Annotated in this window: 17 protein-coding genes, 2 tRNA genes and 1 pseudogene; 7 read left to right on the forward strand and 13 right to left on the reverse strand. The window is 55.0% G+C overall.

Annotated features, from left to right (window positions below; genetic code table 11):
- Positions 1 to 10: 10 nt before the first annotated feature.
- The 3 genes from speB (at position 11) to NG99_RS22850 (ending at position 2,579) form a co-directional block, all read left to right on the forward strand.
- On the forward strand, positions 11 to 970 hold the full coding sequence (gene speB / locus NG99_RS22840; RefSeq protein ID WP_034898159.1) for an agmatinase: 960 nt from the start codon (positions 11 to 13) through the stop codon (positions 968 to 970).
- Between the two features lie 30 nt (positions 971 to 1,000).
- On the forward strand, positions 1,001 to 1,795 hold the full coding sequence (locus NG99_RS22845) for a transporter substrate-binding domain-containing protein (RefSeq protein ID WP_034898160.1): 795 nt from the start codon (positions 1,001 to 1,003) through the stop codon (positions 1,793 to 1,795).
- Positions 1,796 to 1,919: 124 nt separating this feature from the next.
- Entirely contained in the window at positions 1,920 to 2,579 is a 660-nt protein-coding gene (locus NG99_RS22850; protein WP_034898161.1) for a GntR family transcriptional regulator, read from the forward strand.
- Between the two features lie 248 nt (positions 2,580 to 2,827).
- On the opposite strand, the gene NG99_RS22855 is transcribed toward NG99_RS22850, so the two are convergent.
- The 3 genes and pseudogenes from NG99_RS22855 to rep all read right to left on the reverse strand — a co-directional run bounded on the left by NG99_RS22855 (position 2,828) and on the right by rep (position 5,651).
- Entirely contained in the window at positions 2,828 to 3,247 is a 420-nt protein-coding gene (locus NG99_RS22855) for a GNAT family N-acetyltransferase (protein WP_084110610.1), read from the reverse strand.
- A gap of 2 nt (positions 3,248 to 3,249) precedes the next feature.
- A pseudogene (locus NG99_RS28950) lies at positions 3,250 to 3,503 on the reverse strand (ExeA family protein); the annotation flags it as partial.
- A gap of 123 nt (positions 3,504 to 3,626) precedes the next feature.
- A complete protein-coding gene (gene rep, locus NG99_RS22865) occupies positions 3,627 to 5,651 on the reverse strand; it encodes a DNA helicase Rep (RefSeq protein WP_034898162.1) in 2,025 nt (674 codons plus the stop codon).
- Between the two features lie 89 nt (positions 5,652 to 5,740).
- Here rep and ppiC point away from each other — a divergent pair, with 89 nt between their 5' ends.
- Positions 5,741 to 6,022, forward strand: coding sequence for a peptidylprolyl isomerase PpiC (gene ppiC / locus NG99_RS22870; RefSeq protein ID WP_034898163.1), 282 nt, complete (start codon positions 5,741 to 5,743; stop codon positions 6,020 to 6,022).
- Positions 6,023 to 6,106: 84 nt separating this feature from the next.
- On the opposite strand, the gene ilvC is transcribed toward ppiC, so the two are convergent.
- The gene (gene ilvC / locus NG99_RS22875) at positions 6,107 to 7,585 is read right to left on the reverse strand and encodes a ketol-acid reductoisomerase (RefSeq protein ID WP_034898164.1); all 1,479 of its coding nucleotides are present in this window, start codon (positions 7,583 to 7,585) and stop codon (positions 6,107 to 6,109) included.
- A 165-nt stretch (positions 7,586 to 7,750) separates the two neighbouring features.
- On the opposite strand from ilvC, the gene ilvY reads away from it, so the two are divergent.
- Positions 7,751 to 8,632 (forward strand): HTH-type transcriptional activator IlvY, encoded by an 882-nt coding sequence (ilvY, locus tag NG99_RS22880; RefSeq protein ID WP_034898165.1) that lies wholly within the window; start codon positions 7,751 to 7,753, stop codon positions 8,630 to 8,632.
- Here ilvY and ilvA read toward each other — a convergent pair whose 3' ends face one another.
- From ilvA to ilvL, 6 genes are all read right to left on the reverse strand, one after another.
- On the reverse strand, positions 8,633 to 10,177 hold the full coding sequence (ilvA, locus tag NG99_RS22885) for a threonine ammonia-lyase, biosynthetic (protein WP_034898166.1): 1,545 nt from the start codon (positions 10,175 to 10,177) through the stop codon (positions 8,633 to 8,635). It lies immediately after the preceding gene.
- Positions 10,178 to 10,182: 5 nt separating this feature from the next.
- Positions 10,183 to 12,033: a dihydroxy-acid dehydratase gene (gene ilvD, locus NG99_RS22890; RefSeq protein WP_034898167.1), complete on the reverse strand. Its 1,851-nt coding sequence runs from the start codon at positions 12,031 to 12,033 to the stop codon at positions 10,183 to 10,185.
- A gap of 64 nt (positions 12,034 to 12,097) precedes the next feature.
- Positions 12,098 to 13,024 carry a branched-chain amino acid transaminase gene (locus NG99_RS22895; protein WP_034898169.1) on the reverse strand — a complete coding sequence of 309 codons (927 nt, stop codon included), beginning with the start codon at positions 13,022 to 13,024 and terminating at the stop codon, positions 12,098 to 12,100.
- A gap of 18 nt (positions 13,025 to 13,042) precedes the next feature.
- Positions 13,043 to 13,300: an acetolactate synthase 2 small subunit gene (gene ilvM, locus NG99_RS22900; protein WP_034898171.1), complete on the reverse strand. Its 258-nt coding sequence runs from the start codon at positions 13,298 to 13,300 to the stop codon at positions 13,043 to 13,045.
- Complete coding sequence (gene ilvG, locus NG99_RS22905) at positions 13,297 to 14,943, reverse strand: acetolactate synthase 2 catalytic subunit (RefSeq protein ID WP_034898173.1); 1,647 nt, start codon at positions 14,941 to 14,943, stop codon at positions 13,297 to 13,299. Before ilvG ends, ilvM begins: the two co-directional genes overlap by 4 nt.
- A 140-nt stretch (positions 14,944 to 15,083) precedes the next feature.
- Entirely contained in the window at positions 15,084 to 15,182 is a 99-nt protein-coding gene (ilvL, locus tag NG99_RS28530) for an ilv operon leader peptide (RefSeq protein WP_072017652.1), read from the reverse strand.
- A 345-nt stretch (positions 15,183 to 15,527) separates the two neighbouring features.
- On the opposite strand from ilvL, the gene NG99_RS22910 reads away from it, so the two are divergent.
- Positions 15,528 to 17,048, forward strand: coding sequence for a YifB family Mg chelatase-like AAA ATPase (locus tag NG99_RS22910; protein ID WP_034898175.1), 1,521 nt, complete (start codon positions 15,528 to 15,530; stop codon positions 17,046 to 17,048).
- A 29-nt stretch (positions 17,049 to 17,077) separates the two neighbouring features.
- On the opposite strand, the gene NG99_RS22915 is transcribed toward NG99_RS22910, so the two are convergent.
- Complete coding sequence (locus NG99_RS22915) at positions 17,078 to 17,416, reverse strand: DUF413 domain-containing protein (RefSeq protein WP_034898177.1); 339 nt, start codon at positions 17,414 to 17,416, stop codon at positions 17,078 to 17,080.
- A gap of 121 nt (positions 17,417 to 17,537) precedes the next feature.
- On the opposite strand from NG99_RS22915, the gene hdfR reads away from it, so the two are divergent.
- Positions 17,538 to 18,362 carry an HTH-type transcriptional regulator HdfR gene (hdfR, locus tag NG99_RS22920; protein ID WP_034898184.1) on the forward strand — a complete coding sequence of 275 codons (825 nt, stop codon included), beginning with the start codon at positions 17,538 to 17,540 and terminating at the stop codon, positions 18,360 to 18,362.
- 145 nt (positions 18,363 to 18,507) lie between these two features.
- Here hdfR and NG99_RS22925 read toward each other — a convergent pair.
- A tRNA-Trp gene (locus NG99_RS22925) sits at positions 18,508 to 18,583 on the reverse strand.
- Positions 18,584 to 18,590: 7 nt separating this feature from the next.
- Positions 18,591 to 18,667, reverse strand: a tRNA-Asp gene (locus NG99_RS22930).
- Positions 18,668 to 18,797 lie beyond the last annotated feature (130 nt).

Genomic DNA, 18,797 nt, shown 5'->3' on the forward strand with positions numbered 1-18,797 from the left:
GGGAATCACTATGACCTCACCACTTTCAGATTCACTTGTCACCCCTCGTTTCTGCGGCCTGCCGACCTTTATGCGCCTGCCCCTGGTTACCGATTTAACCGGGCTGGATGCTGCCATTGTCGGCATCCCTTCGGACTCCGGCGCGCCCTATCGCAGCGGCGCCCGCTTTGCGCCAAATGCCGTGCGTTCAATGTCGGTGATGCTGCGGCCAATTAATCCCTCGCGTAATAACATTAACGTGTTTGAAACGCTGAAGATTGCAGACGTCGGCGACTCCCCGGTGGTTCCGGGGTATGAAATTGAATCGCTGCAGATGATTGAAGAAACCATTCATCATATTGCCGCTGCCGGTGTGGTGCCCTTTGCCATCGGCGGCGACCATTCCGTGACTCTGGCAGAGTTAAGAGCGCTGGCGAAGATCCACGGCCCGCTGGCGCTGGTGCAGTTTGACTCGCACAGCGACACCTGGGACAAATACTTCGCCGATCAGTGTTACAGCGCCGGAACGCCATTCCGCAGAGCGGTGGAGGAAAATATTGTTGATCCCCATCACTCTATCCAGATTGGCCTGCGTGGATCGCTGTTCCGCACCACCGATATCTCTCAGTCTGTCGATTTGGGATACAAAGTCCTGACCACCGACGAGCTGTTCAGGCAGGGAATCAGTGAGGTTGTACAGCAAATTGCTGAGCGAACCGCAGGACTTCCGACCTTTATTACTTTCGATATGGACTTTGTCGATCCGGCTTTTGCACCGGCCGTTGAGACACCGGAAGCGGGAGGCCCGAGTTCCCGTGAAGCATTGCAGTTATTACGTGAATTAAAAAATATCAATCTGGTTGGCTGCGATGTGACCGAAATCAGCCCGGCTTATGATGGCCCGGGACAGATCACTTCACTTCTTGGTGCAACCGTTATGCTCGAATTGCTGGCCTTACTTGCCAGCTATCGCACTAACACCAGGGTTTAATAACACACTACTTAGCGGGAGTTGCATTCTATGAAATTAAAAGCGGTGATTTTATTGGCAACAATAATTGGCTCCCTGCCATCTCTGGCAGCGAATGCGGCGGAAGAATCATTGGAGTTAATCAAACCAGGTGTTTTACAGGTTGCCACCGAAGGGACAGATCCGCCTTTTAGCATGCGTATGCCGGACGGAAAACTGGACGGTCTTGAGATTCGCGTGATGAAAGAAGTGGCGCACCGTCTGCATTTGCAGTATCAACCGGTGATCACCAAATGGGACTCCATTCTGATTGGCGTGCAGGCAAACCAGTTCGACATGAGCAGCGCGGCAATGGATATTACTCCAGAGCGCCAGAAGGCGATTGTGTTTTCTGACGGCTGGATTGAGTCAGGCGGACGCATCATTATTCCAAAAGATTCGACCATTAAATCCGCGCAGGATTTAAAAGGTAAACGTATTGGCGCTCAGGTGTCATCCACCTATGCCAAACTTGCCGTCGACCATGGTGCCACCTTAAAAAACTATGTTGATGTCACTGCCGCAGTGCAGGATATGGTGAACGGCAATATTGATGGCGTTATTAATGACTCCATCGGCAACGCCTATCTGATCAAAGATATGCACCTGCCGTTTACTCAGACACCAGATTATGTCAGCCAGATTCAGAAAGGGTTTGCCTTCAAAAAAGGCAAGCCACACTTGGTCGCGGCGATTAATAAGGCGCTGGCCGAAATGAAAGCGGACGGTACCTACGTCAAACTGGTCACGCCAATTGTTGGCTTCAATCCGGCACCTAAAGATCCGGTACGGACTTTGCCGCAATAAAGTAGCCAGCGTAGTGCAGGTCAACTGCGCTGTTAACTAACGCGATCAAGGATTCAAAACATGCAGACAGCGGGAGCAATACCAGCCCGCTGTCTGTGAATAATTTGCGGGCGCAGAGGGTGATATGAACGATAAATATAGCTCAGATGAGAACGAGCGTAATTTAAGCCGGAGAGCGTACGACACGATCCTGCAGATGATTATTAATCGGGAATTGCCCATTAACTCGGTATTACAGGAACGCAAGCTTGCCGAACTACTGGATATTTCGCGCACTCCCGTTCGCAATGCGCTGACCAGGTTGGAAAACGAAGGCTTTATTGCGCGCAATGGCGGCAGAACCCCGGTAGTGAAGGAGTTCTCCATTCAGGAACTGGTAGAAACGCTGCACATAAGGCGCACGCTGGAAGGCGAAGCCGCCAGGCTGGCTGCCGGACGGGTTCCTCCAGCCATGCTTGATGAGATCGAAACGCAGATTAACGCCCTGCTGGCTCAGGAGATCCCTGACCCCAACGAAGACTGGGCGGTCGATACCCGTCTGCACGATGCTATCGCTCACTACAGCGGTAACCGGCTGTTAAAAGAGTATATTCAGGCTCTGCGGCTGAAAACCCGCATGTTTAATTTACGTCAAGTGCCGGAACGCTTTGCCATCGGCCACAATGAGCATCTTCAGATCATTGCTGCTCTGCGAGAAAACCAGCCAGCTGAAGCTCAGCGTCTGCTAGTTGTACATATTGATAATGTGCGTGAGAGCATCATCAAACGCTTCAGCTCGTTTTAGTCGGGGTGGTTAGCGGGTCTGGCTTTGCAGCTACCGTGTTAAGCTCCATGAGTGTCGCTGAAAGTTTTCATAAACATCCCTCTAAACGTCAGCAGCCAAGGCCCCGAAATCACGCCCTTTACGTCGCAAGCAAAATTGGCCATGGTGAACTGAAATGGAATACTAAATTTGGCCACCTGAATAGAGGTGATATCATCGCCTCATCGTCAAAACAGGTGACACAATGATCAGAATTAACCGGCGTAATTTCAGCCCAGAGCTCTGAAGGTTACGCACATTGCTGCACGCCGCGCCTGATTGAAGCCTTTCGCGATTTCATCAGCGTTCAGGCTTACAAGATGTGGCGGTCGTGCGAGACCTTCCACAATTTTAAAACCTAATCTACCGTAAAGTCTGGCATTGAAAGCGACCATGTTGTCTGTTGTCAGCGTGGCACCAGTAAGACCGCGCTGCTGCCCGATACAGAGTAGTGTCTGCATAAGTCGTCTGCCGATAACATGGCGTTGCCAGTCCGGACGAACATCAATTTCAGCAATGTGCAGCCATATATCTTCAACTTTGCCTGCGACAAACCCCACAGGAACATCATCATACGGATAGGTGAAGCGGCTCGCATTCGAAATCCCTCCGGCTCGCAATCCATTCCGCCGGGCTGACAATAACTGCAAATTATCGGTAAACCGACCGCCAGCATTGTGTCGCGCAGTTCAGTTGTGCGAGCTGGATCCAGCCGATTGTTAAACAATGCCCTGATTTCATCTGGTTTGCATCAAACTGCTCCACCATATCCTTCAGCCGATAACCATACCGCGTGAGCGTCGGTTCCAGATCATCCAGCTGACGTGACAGCACAAATTCAACCAGCGTGGCGGTAATCGGTTTTTCACCTGTCTGGTATCCTGCTTCTATTGCCAGCGTCAGTAGCACTATCAATATCAGGCTCGTGGTGTACAGCGTACTCTCCCGGGTTACCGATCAGATGCTAAAGGTCCGTCTGTGAGACGATCGGCCCTCAAACCCCGCCGTTAGCTTTTACCGCAACCCTAATCAGCCTGGCTTTTTGGCTTTTTCCAGCATCGCCTTCAGATTCGCCACTCGGCTTTGTCCGGTCTGCATCCGCTGTTCCGCACTGACCACCTTGCGCTCGGTTTCCCAGTTCAGATCGTCCTGCGGCAGCTCCAGCAGAAAGCGGCTTGGCTCAGGGCGGATCGCCTCGCCGTACTGTCGACGCTCGCGACAGAGGGTAAAAGTCAGCTCTTTCTGCGCACGAGTAATCCCCACGTAGGCCAGCCGTCGCTCTTCCTCAACGTTGTTTTCATCAATACTGCTCTGATGCGGTAAAAGCCCCTCTTCCATCCCCACCAGATAGACATAGGGGAACTCAAGGCCTTTTGACGCATGCAGCGTCATCAGCTGTACCTGATCCATGTCTTCCTCGCTTTCCCCGCGCTCCATCATGTCACGCAGCGTAAAACGCGTGACAACCTGAGTCAGCGTCATCGGTTCATCAATGTCGCTGCCTTCCAGCATTTCGGTCATCCACTGAAACAGCGTATTGACGTTTTTCATGCGCATTTCGGCGGCTTTTGGGCTGGCCGAGGTTTCGAACAGCCAGCTTTCATAGTCAATGCCGCGAATCAAATCGCGGACGGCGGCAACCGGCTCGCGTTCGGCAAGCTGAGTCACTTCCTGAAGCCAGTAAGTGAAGCGCTGGAGAGATTCCAGCCCTCGTCCTGAAAGCGTCTGTTCCAGACCCATATCAAAGCTGGCCGTCAGCAAACTTTTGTTGCGCTGCATCGCCCACTCGCCCAGCTTTTGCAGCGTGGCCGGACCGATTTCACGCCTCGGCGTGTTGACGATGCGCATAAAGGCGCTGTCGTCGTCAGGATTGGTCAGCACCCGCAGATAGGCCAGCAAATCTTTTATTTCCGGTCGGGAAAAGAAGGAGGTTCCGCCGGAGATTCGATAAGGAATACGGTTTTGCATCAGCATCTTTTCAAAGACGCGTGACTGATGGTTGCCACGATAGAGGATGGCGTAGTCCTTGTACTGCGTCTTATTAATGAAGTGATGGGCAATCAGCTCGCCGGTGGTGCGCTCGGCCTCATGATCTTCATTGTTGGCGGTGACAACCTTCAGTTCAGTACCGTAGCCCAGCTCCGAAAACAGCCGCTTTTCAAACACATGAGGGTTATTGGCAATCAAAATATTCGCCGCTTTCAGAATGCGCTGCGAAGAACGGTAGTTCTGCTCCAGCTTAATCACCTGTAGCGCCGGAAAATCTTCCTTCAGCAGCACCAGGTTCTGCGGGCGGGCGCCGCGCCAGGAGTAGATCGACTGGTCATCGTCGCCCACCACGGTAAAACGGGCGCGGGCGCCCACCAGCAGCTTAACCAGTTCGTACTGGCTGGTGTTGGTGTCCTGATACTCATCCACCAGCAGATAGCGAATGCGCTGCTGCCAGCGCTCGCGCACCTCAAGATTGCGCTGAAACAGCAGCGTCGGCAGCAGGATCAGATCGTCAAAGTCGAGCACGTTGCAGGATTTCAGATGTCGGTCATACAGGCCGTAGCAGTGGGCAAAAAGCTTATCCCGCTCCGACTGAGCGCCCGCCGCCGCGCGGGAGGGATCCATCAGATCGTTTTTCCAGTTAGAGATCGTGGATATCAGCTGCTGGAGCAGGGACTTGTCATTCTCCAGCCACTCTTCGGTCAGATCCTTCAGCAGCGCCAGCTGATCCTGATCGTCAAACAGCGAGAAGTTGGACTTCATTCCCAGAGCGGCGTATTCCCGCTTGATAATCTCCAGTCCCAGCGTGTGGAAGGTGGAAATCATCAGCCCGCGCGCCTCTTTCCGGCCAAGGGTTTGCGCCACGCGCTCTTTCATCTCGCGCGAGGCCTTGTTGGTGAAGGTCACGGCGGCGATGTGCCGGGCCTGATAGCCGCATTCCCGGATCAGATGGGCAATCTTATTGGTGATAACGCGCGTTTTGCCTGACCCCGCACCGGCCAGCACCAGACAAGGCCCGGTGACAAATTCGACGGCATGTTGTTGGCCAGGATTCAGACGCATAGGAAAGTCGCTCGATGAAATGACAGAGGGAAACAGAAATTCAGCGTGGTAGTATAGCCAGCAGCATCCCTACGACTCAAGGTACGATCATGGCAAAAACCGCAGCAGCACTCCATATCCTTGTTAAGGAAGAGAAACAGGCGCAGGACATTCTGGCTCAGCTGGAACAGGGCGCAGATTTTGAAAAGTTGGCGAAGAAGCACTCTACCTGTCCATCGGGCAAAAAAGGGGGCCATTTAGGCGAGTTCAAGCAGGGCGCAATGGTGCCAGCTTTCGATAAAGTGGTGTTCTCCTGCCCGCTGCTCGTGCCTTATGGTCCGCTGCATACCCAGTTTGGTTACCACATCATTAAGGTGCTGTACCGTAACTGATTGCCAGCAGACAGACGAAAAAAAAGAGCGGAATCCGCTCTTTTCTTGTATCGGGCCAGGTTACCCCAGCCCTTCAGTCAGTACTTAACCGGCTACGGCAATACGTTTCATATCGGTCATGTAGCCACGCAGTTTGCGGCCAACGGACTCGATTGGGTGATTGCGAATCGCTTCGTTGACGTCGCGCAGCTGGGCGTTATCGATGGTGGCTGAAGCCGCCGCCGCTTTGCCCAAATCACCCGCTTGCAAAGTGCCCATAAACTCTTTCAGCAGTGGAACGGCTGCGTAAGAGAACAGGTAGTTACCGTATTCTGCGGTGTCAGAGATAACCACGTTCATTTCATACAGGCGCTTACGTGCGATGGTGTTAGCAATCAGCGGCAGCTCGTGCAGAGACTCATAGTAAGCAGACTCTTCGATAATGCCCGCCGCTACCATCGTTTCAAAGGCCAGCTCAACGCCCGCTTTCACCATGGCGATCATCACTACGCCTTCATCAAAGTAATCCTGCTCGGCAATTTTGCCTTCGAACTGTGCGGCGGTTTCGAACGCCGTTTTACCGGTCTCTTCGCGCCAGCCCAGCAGTTTTTTATCGTCGTTCGCCCAGTCGGCCATCATGCCGGAAGAGAATTCACCGGAGATGATGTCATCCATGTGCTTCTGGAACAGCGGAGTCATAATGGTTTTAAGCTGCTCGGACAGCGCGTAAGCGCGCACTTTAGCCGGGTTAGACAGGCGATCCATCATCAGAGTGATACCGCCCTGTTTCAGCGCTTCGGTCACGGTTTCCCAGCCGAACTGAATCAGTTTCTCGGCGTAGGCCGCATCAGTACCTTCCGCCACCAGCTTGTCGAAGCACAGCAGTGAACCAGCCTGCAACATACCGCACAGGATAGTCTGCTCGCCCATCAGGTCGGATTTCACTTCCGCCACGAAGGAAGATTCCAGCACGCCCGCACGATGACCGCCGGTTGCTGCCGCCCAGGCTTTAGCAATTGCCATGCCTTCGCCTTTTGGATCGTTTTCCGGGTGAACCGCGATCAGCGTAGGAACACCGAAGCCGCGCTTGTACTCTTCACGGACTTCAGTACCCGGACATTTTGGCGCAACCATCACCACGGTAATGTCTTTACGAACCTGCTCGCCCACTTCCACGATGTTGAAACCATGCGAGTAGCCCAGCGCCGCGCCGTCTTTCATCAGTGGCTGCACGGCCTTAACTACGGCGGTGTGCTGCTTGTCTGGCGTCAGGTTAACGACCAGATCGGCCTGCGGGATCAGCTCTTCGTAAGTGCCCACTTTAAAGCCGTTTTCGGTCGCTTTACGCCATGAAGCACGTTTTTCGGCAATCGCTTCAGCGCGCAGGGCGTAGGCAATGTCCAGGCCAGAGTCACGCATGTTCAGGCCCTGGTTCAGGCCCTGAGCGCCACAGCCAACGATGACGACTTTTTTACCTTTCAGGTAGCCTGCTTCATCAGCAAATTCATCACGCAACATGAAGCGACATTTACCTAATTGCGCCAGCTGGTTGCGCAGGTTCAAAGTGTTGAAATAGTTAGCCATGGGAACTCCGTATAGGGTTGTTTGGGTCTTGTCTTTGTCGGTGCGACCGCCCGGCGGCTCACCCTGAATAATCCCTATCATATGACAGGAAATGCATTGCTTAAATTGATATATTAACAACGTGATATTGCAAGAACTGCAACATAACGATGAGGCCTGAAACGCATGGATCTACGTGACCTGAAACTGTTCCTTCACCTGGCGGAGAGCCGCCATTTCGGCCGCAGCGCAAGGGCTATGCACGTCAGTCCTTCCACGCTCTCGCGGCAAATCCAGCGGCTGGAGGAAGACCTGGGGCAGGCGCTGTTTTTGCGTGATAACCGCACGGTGACGCTAACTGACGCCGGAGAGCAGCTTCGCCAGTTTGCCCAGCATACGCTTTTGCAGTATCAGCAGCTTCTTCACGCCATCGGTCAAAATGGCCCGTCGCTGAGCGGCGAGTTACGTCTCTTCTGTTCGGTTACCGCCGCCTACAGCCATTTGCCGCCCATTCTGGACCGCTTTCGGGCAGAACATCCGCTGGTTGAGATTAAGCTAACCACCGGCGATGCTGCCGATGCGGTGGAAAAAGTTCAGAGCGCGGAGGCAGACATTGCGATTGCCGGACGGCCGGAAACGCTACCGGCCAGTATTGGTTTTACGCCGATTGGGCTAATCCCGCTAGTGTTGATCGCACCCGCGCTGCCCTGCCCGGTACGCAGCCAGGCCACACAACCGGAGCCGGACTGGTCGCAAATCCCCTTTATCCTGCCCGATCAGGGACCGGCGAGGCAGCGCATCGACCTGTGGTTCCGTCGCCGCCGAATTCCTAACCCGTTGATTTATGCCACCGTCTCCGGGCATGAGGCGATTGTGTCGATGGTGGCGCTGGGGTGCGGCATTGCGCTGCTGCCGGATGTGGTGCTGGAGAACAGCCCGGAGCCGGTACGTAACCGCATACTTGAGCTGGACAACGTGGAGATGGTGGCGCCGTTCGAGCTGGGCGTTTGCGTACAAAAAAAGCGGCTCAATGAGCCGCTTATTGATGCGTTCTGGTCGCTGATGTAACTAACCCGCCAGGAAGAAGCTGAAGGCCGGGTTGTTGGTTTCATCATGGAAATCGTACCCCAGCGCCTGCAAATGTTCCTCAAACTGCGGTTCGCTGTCGCTCAGCTCAAACCCGGCGAGCACCCGACCGTAATCGGTGCCGTGGCTGCGATAGTGGAACAGCGAGATGTTCCAGTGGGTGCCCAGCGTTTGCAGGAAGCGCAGCAGCGCGCCCGGCGCTTCAGGAAACTCGAAGCTGAACAGACGTTCGCGCAGCGGCTTTGAAGGACGACCGCCAACCATATAGCGAACGTGAAGCTTAGCCATTTCGTCGTCTGAAAGGTCGACAACGTTGTAACCCCCCTCGTCCAGCAGTTGCAGGATCTCGCTGCGCTCTTCCAGACCTCGCGTCAACCGCACGCCTACAAAAATGCAGGCGCTGTCGGCGTTTGCATAGCGGTAGTTAAACTCGGTGACCGACCGGCCGCCCAGCAGCTGGCAAAACTTCAGAAAGCTGCCCTTCTGCTCGGGGATAGTAACCGCTAACAGCGCCTCACGCTGTTCACCCAGCTCGCAGCGCTCCGAAACATAGCGCAGACCGTGGAAGTTAACGTTAGCGCCAGAAAGCACATGCGCCAGCCGCTCACCCTGGATCTGATGCTGCTGAATGTATTTCTTCATGCCGGCCAGCGCCAGTGCGCCAGAAGGTTCCGCTACCGCACGCACATCCTCAAACAGATCTTTCATCGCGGCGCAGATAGCGTCGCTGTCTACGGTGATGATGTCGTCGAGGTATTGCTGGCACAGCCGGAAGGTTTCGCTACCGATGCGCCTGACCGCCACACCCTCGGCGAACATCCCCACGCGCGGCAAATCGACAGGCTGCCCGGCGTCCAGCGCGGCCTTCAGACAGGCAGAATCTTCAGCCTCAACCGCAATCACCTTAATCTGCGGCATCAACTGCTTGATCAATACGGCAACGCCCGCCGCCAGACCACCGCCGCCTACCGGCACAAAGATACGATCGAGATGGGCGTCCTGCTGTAGCAGTTCCATCCCCAGCGTGCCCTGCCCAGCGATGACCATTGGGTGATCGAACGGCGGCACAAAGGTATAGCCCTTCTGTTCCGCCAGCTCGATAGCTTTGGCTTTCGCTTCGTCAAAGTTGGCGCCAAACAGGTAAGCCTCACCGCCAAACGCCCGTACCGCATCCACTTTGATATCGGCAGTGGTGACCGGCATCACAATCAGCGATTTAATCCCTAATCTTGCCGCCGACAGCGCCACGCCCTGAGCATGATTGCCTGCTGAAGCGGTGATCACCCCGCAGGCCTTCTGCTGTTCACTCAAGGTCGCGATCATCGCATAGGCGCCGCGTAGCTTAAAGCTATGCACCGGCTGGCGATCTTCGCGCTTCACCAAAATGGTGTTCCCCAGACGAGAAGAGAGCTTCTCCATCTTCTGCAACGGGGTAACCTGCGCCACCTCGTAAACCGGCGAGCGGAGAACCGCCCGCAAATACTCAGCACCGCAGGGTTCAGCGGGTAGCGGTTGAGACTCGGCCATCTGATTTAACCTCCCAGCTTACTCTTGTCACGTACAGCGCCTTTATCCGCGCTGGTAGCCAGTAAGGCGTAGGCACGCAGGGCGAAGGAAACCTCACGCACACGACCATGAGGCGTATAGGCTTCGTTGCCGCGGGCCTCTTCCTCTTCACGACGGGCGTGCAGTTCGTTATCCGGCACGTCCAGCTTAATGCCGCGGTTCGGGATATCGATATCAATGATATCGCCATCCTTCACCAGCGCGATGGCGCCGCCGTTAGCGGCTTCAGGTGAAGCGTGGCCGATTGAGAGGCCGGAGGTTCCGCCAGAGAAGCGGCCATCGGTGATCAGCGCACAACTTTTGCCCAGTCCCATCGATTTCAGATAAGTGGTTGGGTAAAGCATTTCCTGCATACCTGGTCCGCCTTTCGGGCCTTCGTAGCGGATCACTACCACATCGCCAGCGACCACTTTACCGCCGAGGATCGCTGCCACCGCATCGTCCTGGCTCTCATAGACCTTGGCCGGCCCACGGAAGGTGTGGCTCTCTTTTTCCACACCTGCCGTTTTCACAATGCAGCCATCTTCCGCCAGGTTGCCGTACAGCACGGCCAGACCGCCATCCTGACTGAAGGCGAATTCACGCGAGCGAATACAGCCTTCCTGACGGTCGTCATCCAGCGTGTCCCAGCGGCAGTCTTGCGAAAATGCCTGGGTAGTACGGATACCTGCAGGACCGGCGCGGAACATCTTCTTCACGCCTTCATCTTTGGTTAGCATGATATCGTAGCGTTGCAGCGTTTCCTCCAGGCTCATGCCCAGCACGTTTCGCACGTTTTGATGTAGCAGACCAGCCCGGCTCAGCTCGCCGAGAATGCCCAACACGCCGCCCGCGCGGTGCACGTCTTCCATATGGTATTTCGGGGTACTTGGCGCCACTTTGCACAGATGCGGCACTTTCCGCGACAGGCGGTCAATGTCAGACATGTTGAAGTCGATGTCGCCTTCAAGAGCCGCAGCCAGCAGGTGCAGAACGGTGTTGGTGGAGCCGCCCATGGCGATGTCCAGCGTCATCGCGTTCTCAAAGGCCGCCTTGCTGGCGATATTGCGCGGCAGCGCGCTTTCGTCATCCTGCTGGTAATAGCGTTTGGTCAGTTCCACAATGCGCTTGCCGGCATTCAGGAACAGTTCCTTACGATCGGCATGAGTCGCCAGCAGCGAGCCGTTGCCCGGTTGGGACAGGCCCAGCGCTTCGGTCAGACAGTTCATTGAGTTGGCTGTAAACATCCCGGAGCAGGACCCGCAGGTTGGACAGGCTGAACGTTCAATCTGCTCGCTGTCGGCGTCGCTGACCTTCGGGTTTGCCCCCTGAATCATCGCATCAACCAGGTCCAGCTTGATAATTTTCTCGGAAAGCTTGGTTTTACCGGCTTCCATCGGGCCGCCGGAAACGAAGATCACCGGAATATTCAAACGCAGGGAAGCCATCAGCATTCCGGGCGTGATTTTGTCGCAGTTAGAGATACAGACCATTGCGTCAGCACAGTGGGCGTTCACCATGTACTCGACCGAGTCGGCAATCAGCTCGCGCGAAGGCAAGGAGTAAAGCATACCGCCATGCCCCATCGCGATCCCATCATCCACGGCAATGGTGTTGAACTCTTTTGCCACGCCGCCGGAAGCCTCAATCTGCTCAGCAACCAGTTTCCCCATGTCGCGGAGGTGAACGTGGCCGGGTACGAATTGGGTAAAGGAGTTAACGACCGCGATGATTGGCTTACCAAAATCGTCGTCGGTCATTCCGGTTGCGCGCCACAGGGCACGGGCGCCGGCCATATTGCGGCCGTGTGTAGTGGTAGCGGAACGTAACTTAGGCATGCTCATACTCCAGAATCAGATAGTGCGCGGGCGTCAAACGACGCCCGCTCAGGTATTTTTTTTATTATGGGTTAACCAAATCTAACCAGCCCCATTTGTCTTCGGTTTCGCCGGTGAACAGGCCGAAGAACGCAGACTGAATGCGGGCGGTAACCGGACCACATTTGCCTTCGCCAACCTTGATGCCGTCAACGCTGCGTACCGGGGTGATTTCAGCGGCGGTGCCGGACATGAAGACTTCATCAGCCAGATACAGCGATTCACGCGACAGCACCTGCTCACGGACTTCGATACCCATATCTTTCGCCAGCTTGATGATGGCGTCACGGGTGATACCCGGCAGCGCGGAAGAGGTGAACGGTGGCGTAAACAGAATGCCATCCTTCACTTCGAACAGGTTTTCGCCCGCGCCTTCAGAAATATAACCATTAGTGTCCAGCGCGATGCCTTCCTGGTAGCCGTGGCGGCGAGCTTCGCTGCCTACCAGCAGAGAGGAGAGGTAGTTACCGCCTGCTTTAGCCGCAGTTGGGATGGTGTTTGGCGCCACGCGGTTCCACGAGGAAACCATCGCATCAATACCCTGCTCCAGCGCTTCTGCGCCCAGGTATGCGCCCCAGGGGAAGGCCGCGATGATTACGTCAGTGTTAAAACCTTCTGGCGGGTTCACGCCCAGCCCTACATCGCCAACAAAGACCAGCGGACGGATATAGGCGCTTTTCAGCTTGTTGACGCGCAGCACTTCGCGGCACGCTTCCATCAGCTCATCAACGCTCAGGCTGACCGGAAAACGGTAGATTTTTGCAGAGTCGTGCAGGCGCTGCATATGTTCACGATGGCGGAAGACTACCGGGCCCTTGTGCGAGTCGTAGCAGCGGACGCCTTCAAAGACCGACGTACCGTAGTGCAGTGCGTGGGACATTACGCTGACCTTCGCGTCTTCCCACTTAACCATCTCGCCATTGAACCAGATAAAGTCAGCTTTCTTCGTCATTCTTTTTTCCTTTCGCGCTCAGGCGCGGATCTGTTGTGTTGTCTGTTGTTGGATCTGGACGCACGCGACATCCATCAGCTTGCTTAATTGTGTTGACAGTAAATCGACTGAGCGCTGGCTGGCAACGGTCATTTCAATATTAATATTGTTGGTATTCGCACCGGACGCCATATTCATGGCGCAAACCTGGAAACCACGGTGGCGAACGACGCGCAATATCCGCTCCAGTATTTCGGGTCTGAAACGGGCTTCAATAGACAATTGATGCTGCATCATGAGGTTTTCTCCATCATATTTTCGTTGCTGGCACCGGGCGGTACCAGAGGCCAGACGTTCTCATGCTCGTCAATGGCGACGTGGAGCATGTACGGCCCTTTACTGTGCAGCAAAGCGTCTAATGCGGCGTCGACCTGATCTTTACGGGTAATGCGCTGGCCGGGGATATTAAACGCACTGGCCAGGGTGAGGAAATCGGGGTTGTCTGACAGGTTAGTTTCGCTGTAGCGCTCGGAGAAGAACAGCTCCTGCCACTGGCGAACCATGCCTAAACGCTGGTTATCCAGCAGCACAATCTTCACCGGCAGCTGCTTGCGTTTGAGGGTGCCAAGCTCCTGCACGTTCATCATGAAGGAGCCGTCGCCGGAGACGCAAATCACCGTGTCGTCAGGCCGGGCAACCTGAGCGCCCACGGCGGCAGGCAGGCCAAAGCCCATGGTACCCAGCCCGCTGGAGGTAATGAAGTTCTCCGGGCGGTTGAAGCTCATATGCTGGGCGGCCCACATCTGGTGCTGACCCACGTCGGTAGTGACAATTGCGCTGTCTGGCTTACGCTCCGATAACTGCTTCAGGAACAGCGGGGCGAAGATGGCTTCGCCGGGGTGATCGTAGCGCCAGCCGTTTTCAGCCTTCAGCGTTTGAACGTGCTCACGCCAGGCGCCAATGTCTGCCGGATGATACAAGTCCGGCAGCATTTTGTTTAAGTCTCCGCGCAGCGTTACGTGCGCCTGACGCAGCTTGTTGAGCTCGGCAGGATCGATATCCATATGGATGACGCTGGCGTTTGGCGCGAAGCCGTTCAGTCTTCCCGTTACCCGGTCATCAAAGCGCGCGCCCACGGCAATCAGCAGGTCACACTGCTGTACGGCATAGTTAGCCGCTTTCGTGCCGTGCATACCCAGCATACCAAGATAGCAAGGGTCTTTCGCGTCAGGCGTGCCTAATCCTTTCAGGGTGGCAACAGTAGGGATGCCCGTTTCCTGCGCGAAAGCGCGCAGCGCGTCGACGGCGCCCGCCATGCCCACGCCGCCGCCCACGTACAGAACCGGCCTTTTCGACTGGGCCAGCATGGCGCGGGCCTGCTGTAATTCCTGATGGGGATGCGCGGCTTCGTCTTCGACCGGCAGCAGGTGCGCGATCAACTCGCCGCTGGCGAGCTGGATATCCTTTGGAATATCAATCAGCACGGGGCCAGGACGCCCTGCCTGAGCAATCGCAAAGGCTTCAGCCATCACTTCAGGCAGCTCTTCCAGCGAGTCAACCAGGAAGCTGTGCTTGGTGCAGGAGAGCGACATCCCCAGCACGTCGATCTCCTGAAAAGCATCCGTACCGATAAATGCGGAGGAAACCTGGCCGGTGATCGCCACAATTGGCACAGAATCCATCATGGCATCCGCAAGGCCAGTGATCAGATTCGTCGCCCCAGGGCCAGACGTCGCAATACAGACGCCGACTTTTCCAGTAGAACGGGCATAGCCGATGGCGGCCATGGCTGCCCCCTGCTCATGGCGGCACAGTAGGTGTTCGACGCCTCCGTCATAAAGCGCATCATAGACGGGCATAATCGCCCCACCCGGATAGCCGAAAACTGTTTCGACACCCTGCGCACGCAACGCCTGAACCACCCACTGAGCACCATTCATAGTTATTTCCCCGCCTCTCGCTGGGAACAACAGCATTTTATTCTACTGTTCATCTTTTGTTCCTCTGTCATTGATAGCCTGACAAAAAAAAACCCCCGGACCTTTCGGTGCGGGGGTTCTTTCGAAATCAGGCTTGATTTTTAAGCCTTTCTTCCTCCGAGCGTAGCCCCGCACGGCGTGATAATAATCACGACGACGTTAATGACGACTAGGCTAATGACTCGTAGAAGGGCTTTCATTGGTATTCGATAAATTCACTTGTTCGAAGTAATGCCTACAGAGTTATCACAGTTGACGCTTAAAATTCAACTTTTTTCATCACTTTATTTTACCGCCCCCGGTCGGAAATGCACAAAAGCTATGGTTATTCAGGGAATAAGCGGCTTGCTGAAAAATATTCATTACTCACCAGACGCAATGAATTCCGCGCAAAAAACGGCCCCCGGCGACTGACCTTCTTTCGGCTGCTCGTCAGAAAAAAACGACCTCAGGCATAAATTTTTGCGAACCGTCCCGGCGATTCAGCACAAGACGCTCGTAACCCCTCTCCGCAGGCGAGAGACTCCCCTGAACAAGGAGTGTCTATGTCGCTATCTGTCGCCTATACCCGTGCCGCAATAGGCATTGAGGCCCCGCTGGTCTCGGTGGAGGTTCATATCAGCAATGGTCTGCCAGCGCTTTCTTTGGTCGGCCTTCCTGAAACCACGGTAAAAGAAGCCCGCGATCGGGTTCGGAGCGCCATTATTAACTGTGGGTTCACCTTCCCCGCCAGGCGCATCACCGTCAGTCTTGCGCCTGCGGATCTGCCTAAAGAGGGCGGTCGCTACGACCTGCCCATCGCTATAGCCATTCTGGCGGCCTCAGAGCAGATTCCAGCGGATAAACTGGCGCAATATGAATTCCTGGGGGAGTTAGCCTTAACAGGCGCTCTCCGTGGCGTACAGGGAGCCATTCCTGCCGCACTGGCCGCCAGAGAAGCACAGCGTCAGCTTATTCTTTCCACCGACAATACGGGCGACGTAGGGTTGATTCGTAACGGTAAAAGCCTCCTCAGCGCAAACCTGCTCAACGTTTGCAGTTTTCTGGCTGGTCACAACACGCTTGAGGAGGCCAGGTGTGAGCAGCCTGAAGCTTCGTGGCAGGGAGGCGATCTGAATGAAATCGTCGGGCAACAGCAGGCGAAACGGGCGCTGGAAATTTGCGCGGCGGGTGGGCATAACCTGCTGCTTACCGGGCCTCCGGGGACAGGAAAAACGATGCTGGCTACCCGGTTGGTTGGGCTGATGCCGCCATTAAACGACGAGGAAGCGCTGGAATGCGCGGCGATTGCCAGTCTGATCGGCACCGGCATGATGCATCAGCAGTGGCGTCAGCGCCCTTTCCGCGCACCTCATCACACTTCATCGCGCTATGCGCTGGTTGGAGGTGGCTCGATGCCAAAGCCCGGCGAAATTTCCCTGGCGCATAATGGCGTGCTTTTTTTGGACGAGCTGCCGGAATTTGAGCGCAAAACGCTGGATGCGCTCAGGGAGCCGCTGGAGTCTGGGGAAATCTCTATTTCGCGTGCGCGCGCTAAAGTGACCTACCCCGCGAGATTCCAGCTGATTGCGGCCATGAATCCCAGCCCAACCGGGCATTATCAGGGGATGCACAATCGCAGCACGCCCCAACAAACCCTACGCTATCTCAACAAGCTGTCTGGTCCGTTTCTGGATCGCTTCGATTTGTCGCTTGAGGTGCCGCTGCTTCCTCCCGGCACATTAAGCGGCAAGGGCCTCACCAGTGAAAGCAGCGCTACCGTGCGTCTCAGAGTGCTGGCTGCAAGAGCATACCAGACAGAGCGAGCGGGGATCGTTAATGCGTTGCTAAAACCTAAGGAAATTCAGCGCGATTGCAGGATAAGCCTGGCGGATGCTCAGTGGCTGGAGGAAGTGCTGAATCAGCTTGGCCTATCGGTACGTGCCTGGCAGCGTATTTTGAAGGTGGCGCGAACGATTGCTGATTTAGCAAGGGAACGGATGATCCAACGTGCACATCTGCACGAAGCGCTGAGCTACCGGGGAATCGACAGGTTGCTCATTCATTTGCAAAAAAGCCTGGAATGAAAAAGGAGCCGGAGCTCCTTTTTACTGACTTAATCGTCGCTATCCGTATAATCTTCCACGCCTTCCATTTGCGGCTTGCCGCCTGAAAGGGTGTGGAAACGTTTAGGACGTTTAATGCGGCTCATGTACTTAGACCAGACGCGCTCTGCTTCCGTCTGTGGCTCACGGATACCGCGGCACACTTCGACAAACAGACGCTCTTCTTCGGTCAAAGGCTCACGTTTTGCCAAATCCAGCTCGTTAAAAGCGTAACCATAACGCTCAAGCAGCTGGGCTTCTTTGATGGTGAAATCCCCGTGACGGGAGAACCCGCGTGGGTAATGTTTGTTATCAAAAAAACGATTAGTTGTTGCGAAGCTTTCCGCCATTTTACACGCTCCTAACTCTTTTATGGCCGTGCTATTTATGGCGCGGAGTATTAGATACGCTTGACAGAGTGTAAAACAAAACATTTAAATCATAACGACAAATGTTTTTTAGGAGATGGATGTGGATACGGAATTACTAAAGACCTTTCTTGAAGTGAGCAGAACTCGCCACTTTGGGCGTGCCGCTGAAGCGCTCTATCTCACACAGTCTGCCGTCAGTTTTCGCATCAGGCAGCTTGAAAATCAGTTGGGAGTGAACCTTTTTACCCGCCACCGCAACAACATACGGCTGACCTCGGCTGGCGAGCGCCTGTTGCCCTATGCTGAAAGCCTGATGAGCACATGGAGCATGGCCAAGAAGGAAGTCTCGCATACCCAACAACAGCATGAGCTCTCTATTGGGGCCAGCGCATCCTTGTGGGAAGCCTATCTCACCCCGTGGCTACAGACGCTCTATGAGAACCGTGAAAACCTCCACCTTGAGGCCCGCGTGGCTCAACGCCACCTGCTGGTAAAGCAGCTGCACGAACGTCAGTTGGATCTGCTGATCACTACCGAGGCACCCAAAATGGACGAGCTGACCAGCCAGCAAATTGGTCATATTTCGCTCACTCTGTTTCGCTCGCGAAAATCAGAAAAACGGGAGAAGTACGATTACATTAAGCTGGAATGGGGAGCCGATTTTCACCAGCACGAAAGTTACCTGGCGGGGGCTGACGATATCCCGGTGCTCACCACAACGTCTGCACACTTAACGCGTCAGCTACTGCATACCACCGGCGCCTGCGCCTTTTTACCTGATGTGTGGCACAACGAATTCCCGGACCTGACCGTGATCCCGGATACACCAGTGGCAGTCAGGCCGCTGTATGCGGTGTGGTTACAAAACAGCGATCAGCAGGCGCATATTCGCCAGCTGCTGAAGTTTCCCGTCAATATGGCGTGATATTGGCGTTGAAAGGAGCGAGACAATGGTCAGTTTACTGGCCATTTTTTTGGCTCAAATAAGGCGCAAGAGGGAGAAATCGAGCGAAAAACGCGTGATTCAGAACAAAAAAAATCCTTTGCCGAAGCAAAGGATTGTTTTTATCTGGCAGGGGCGGAGAGACTCGAACTCCCAACACCCGGTTTTGGAGACCGGTGCTCTACCAATTGAACTACGCCCCTAAAAGGGTGGCGGAACGGACGGGGCTCGAACCCGCGACCCCCTGCGTGACAGGCAGGTATTCTAACCAACTGAACTACCGCTCCACCGATTCTGTACTGAACTCAGAATGTTGCTTCTGATATCAGGTGTTTCACCCTGTCCACGTCACTGGAAGGTCACGAACAGTAACGGCCAATTACCTGTTGCTGTTCTAATTTGATGCCTGGCAGTTCC

It is taken from the genome of Erwinia typographi (assembly GCF_000773975.1).
Classification (GTDB): domain Bacteria; phylum Pseudomonadota; class Gammaproteobacteria; order Enterobacterales; family Enterobacteriaceae; genus Erwinia; species Erwinia typographi.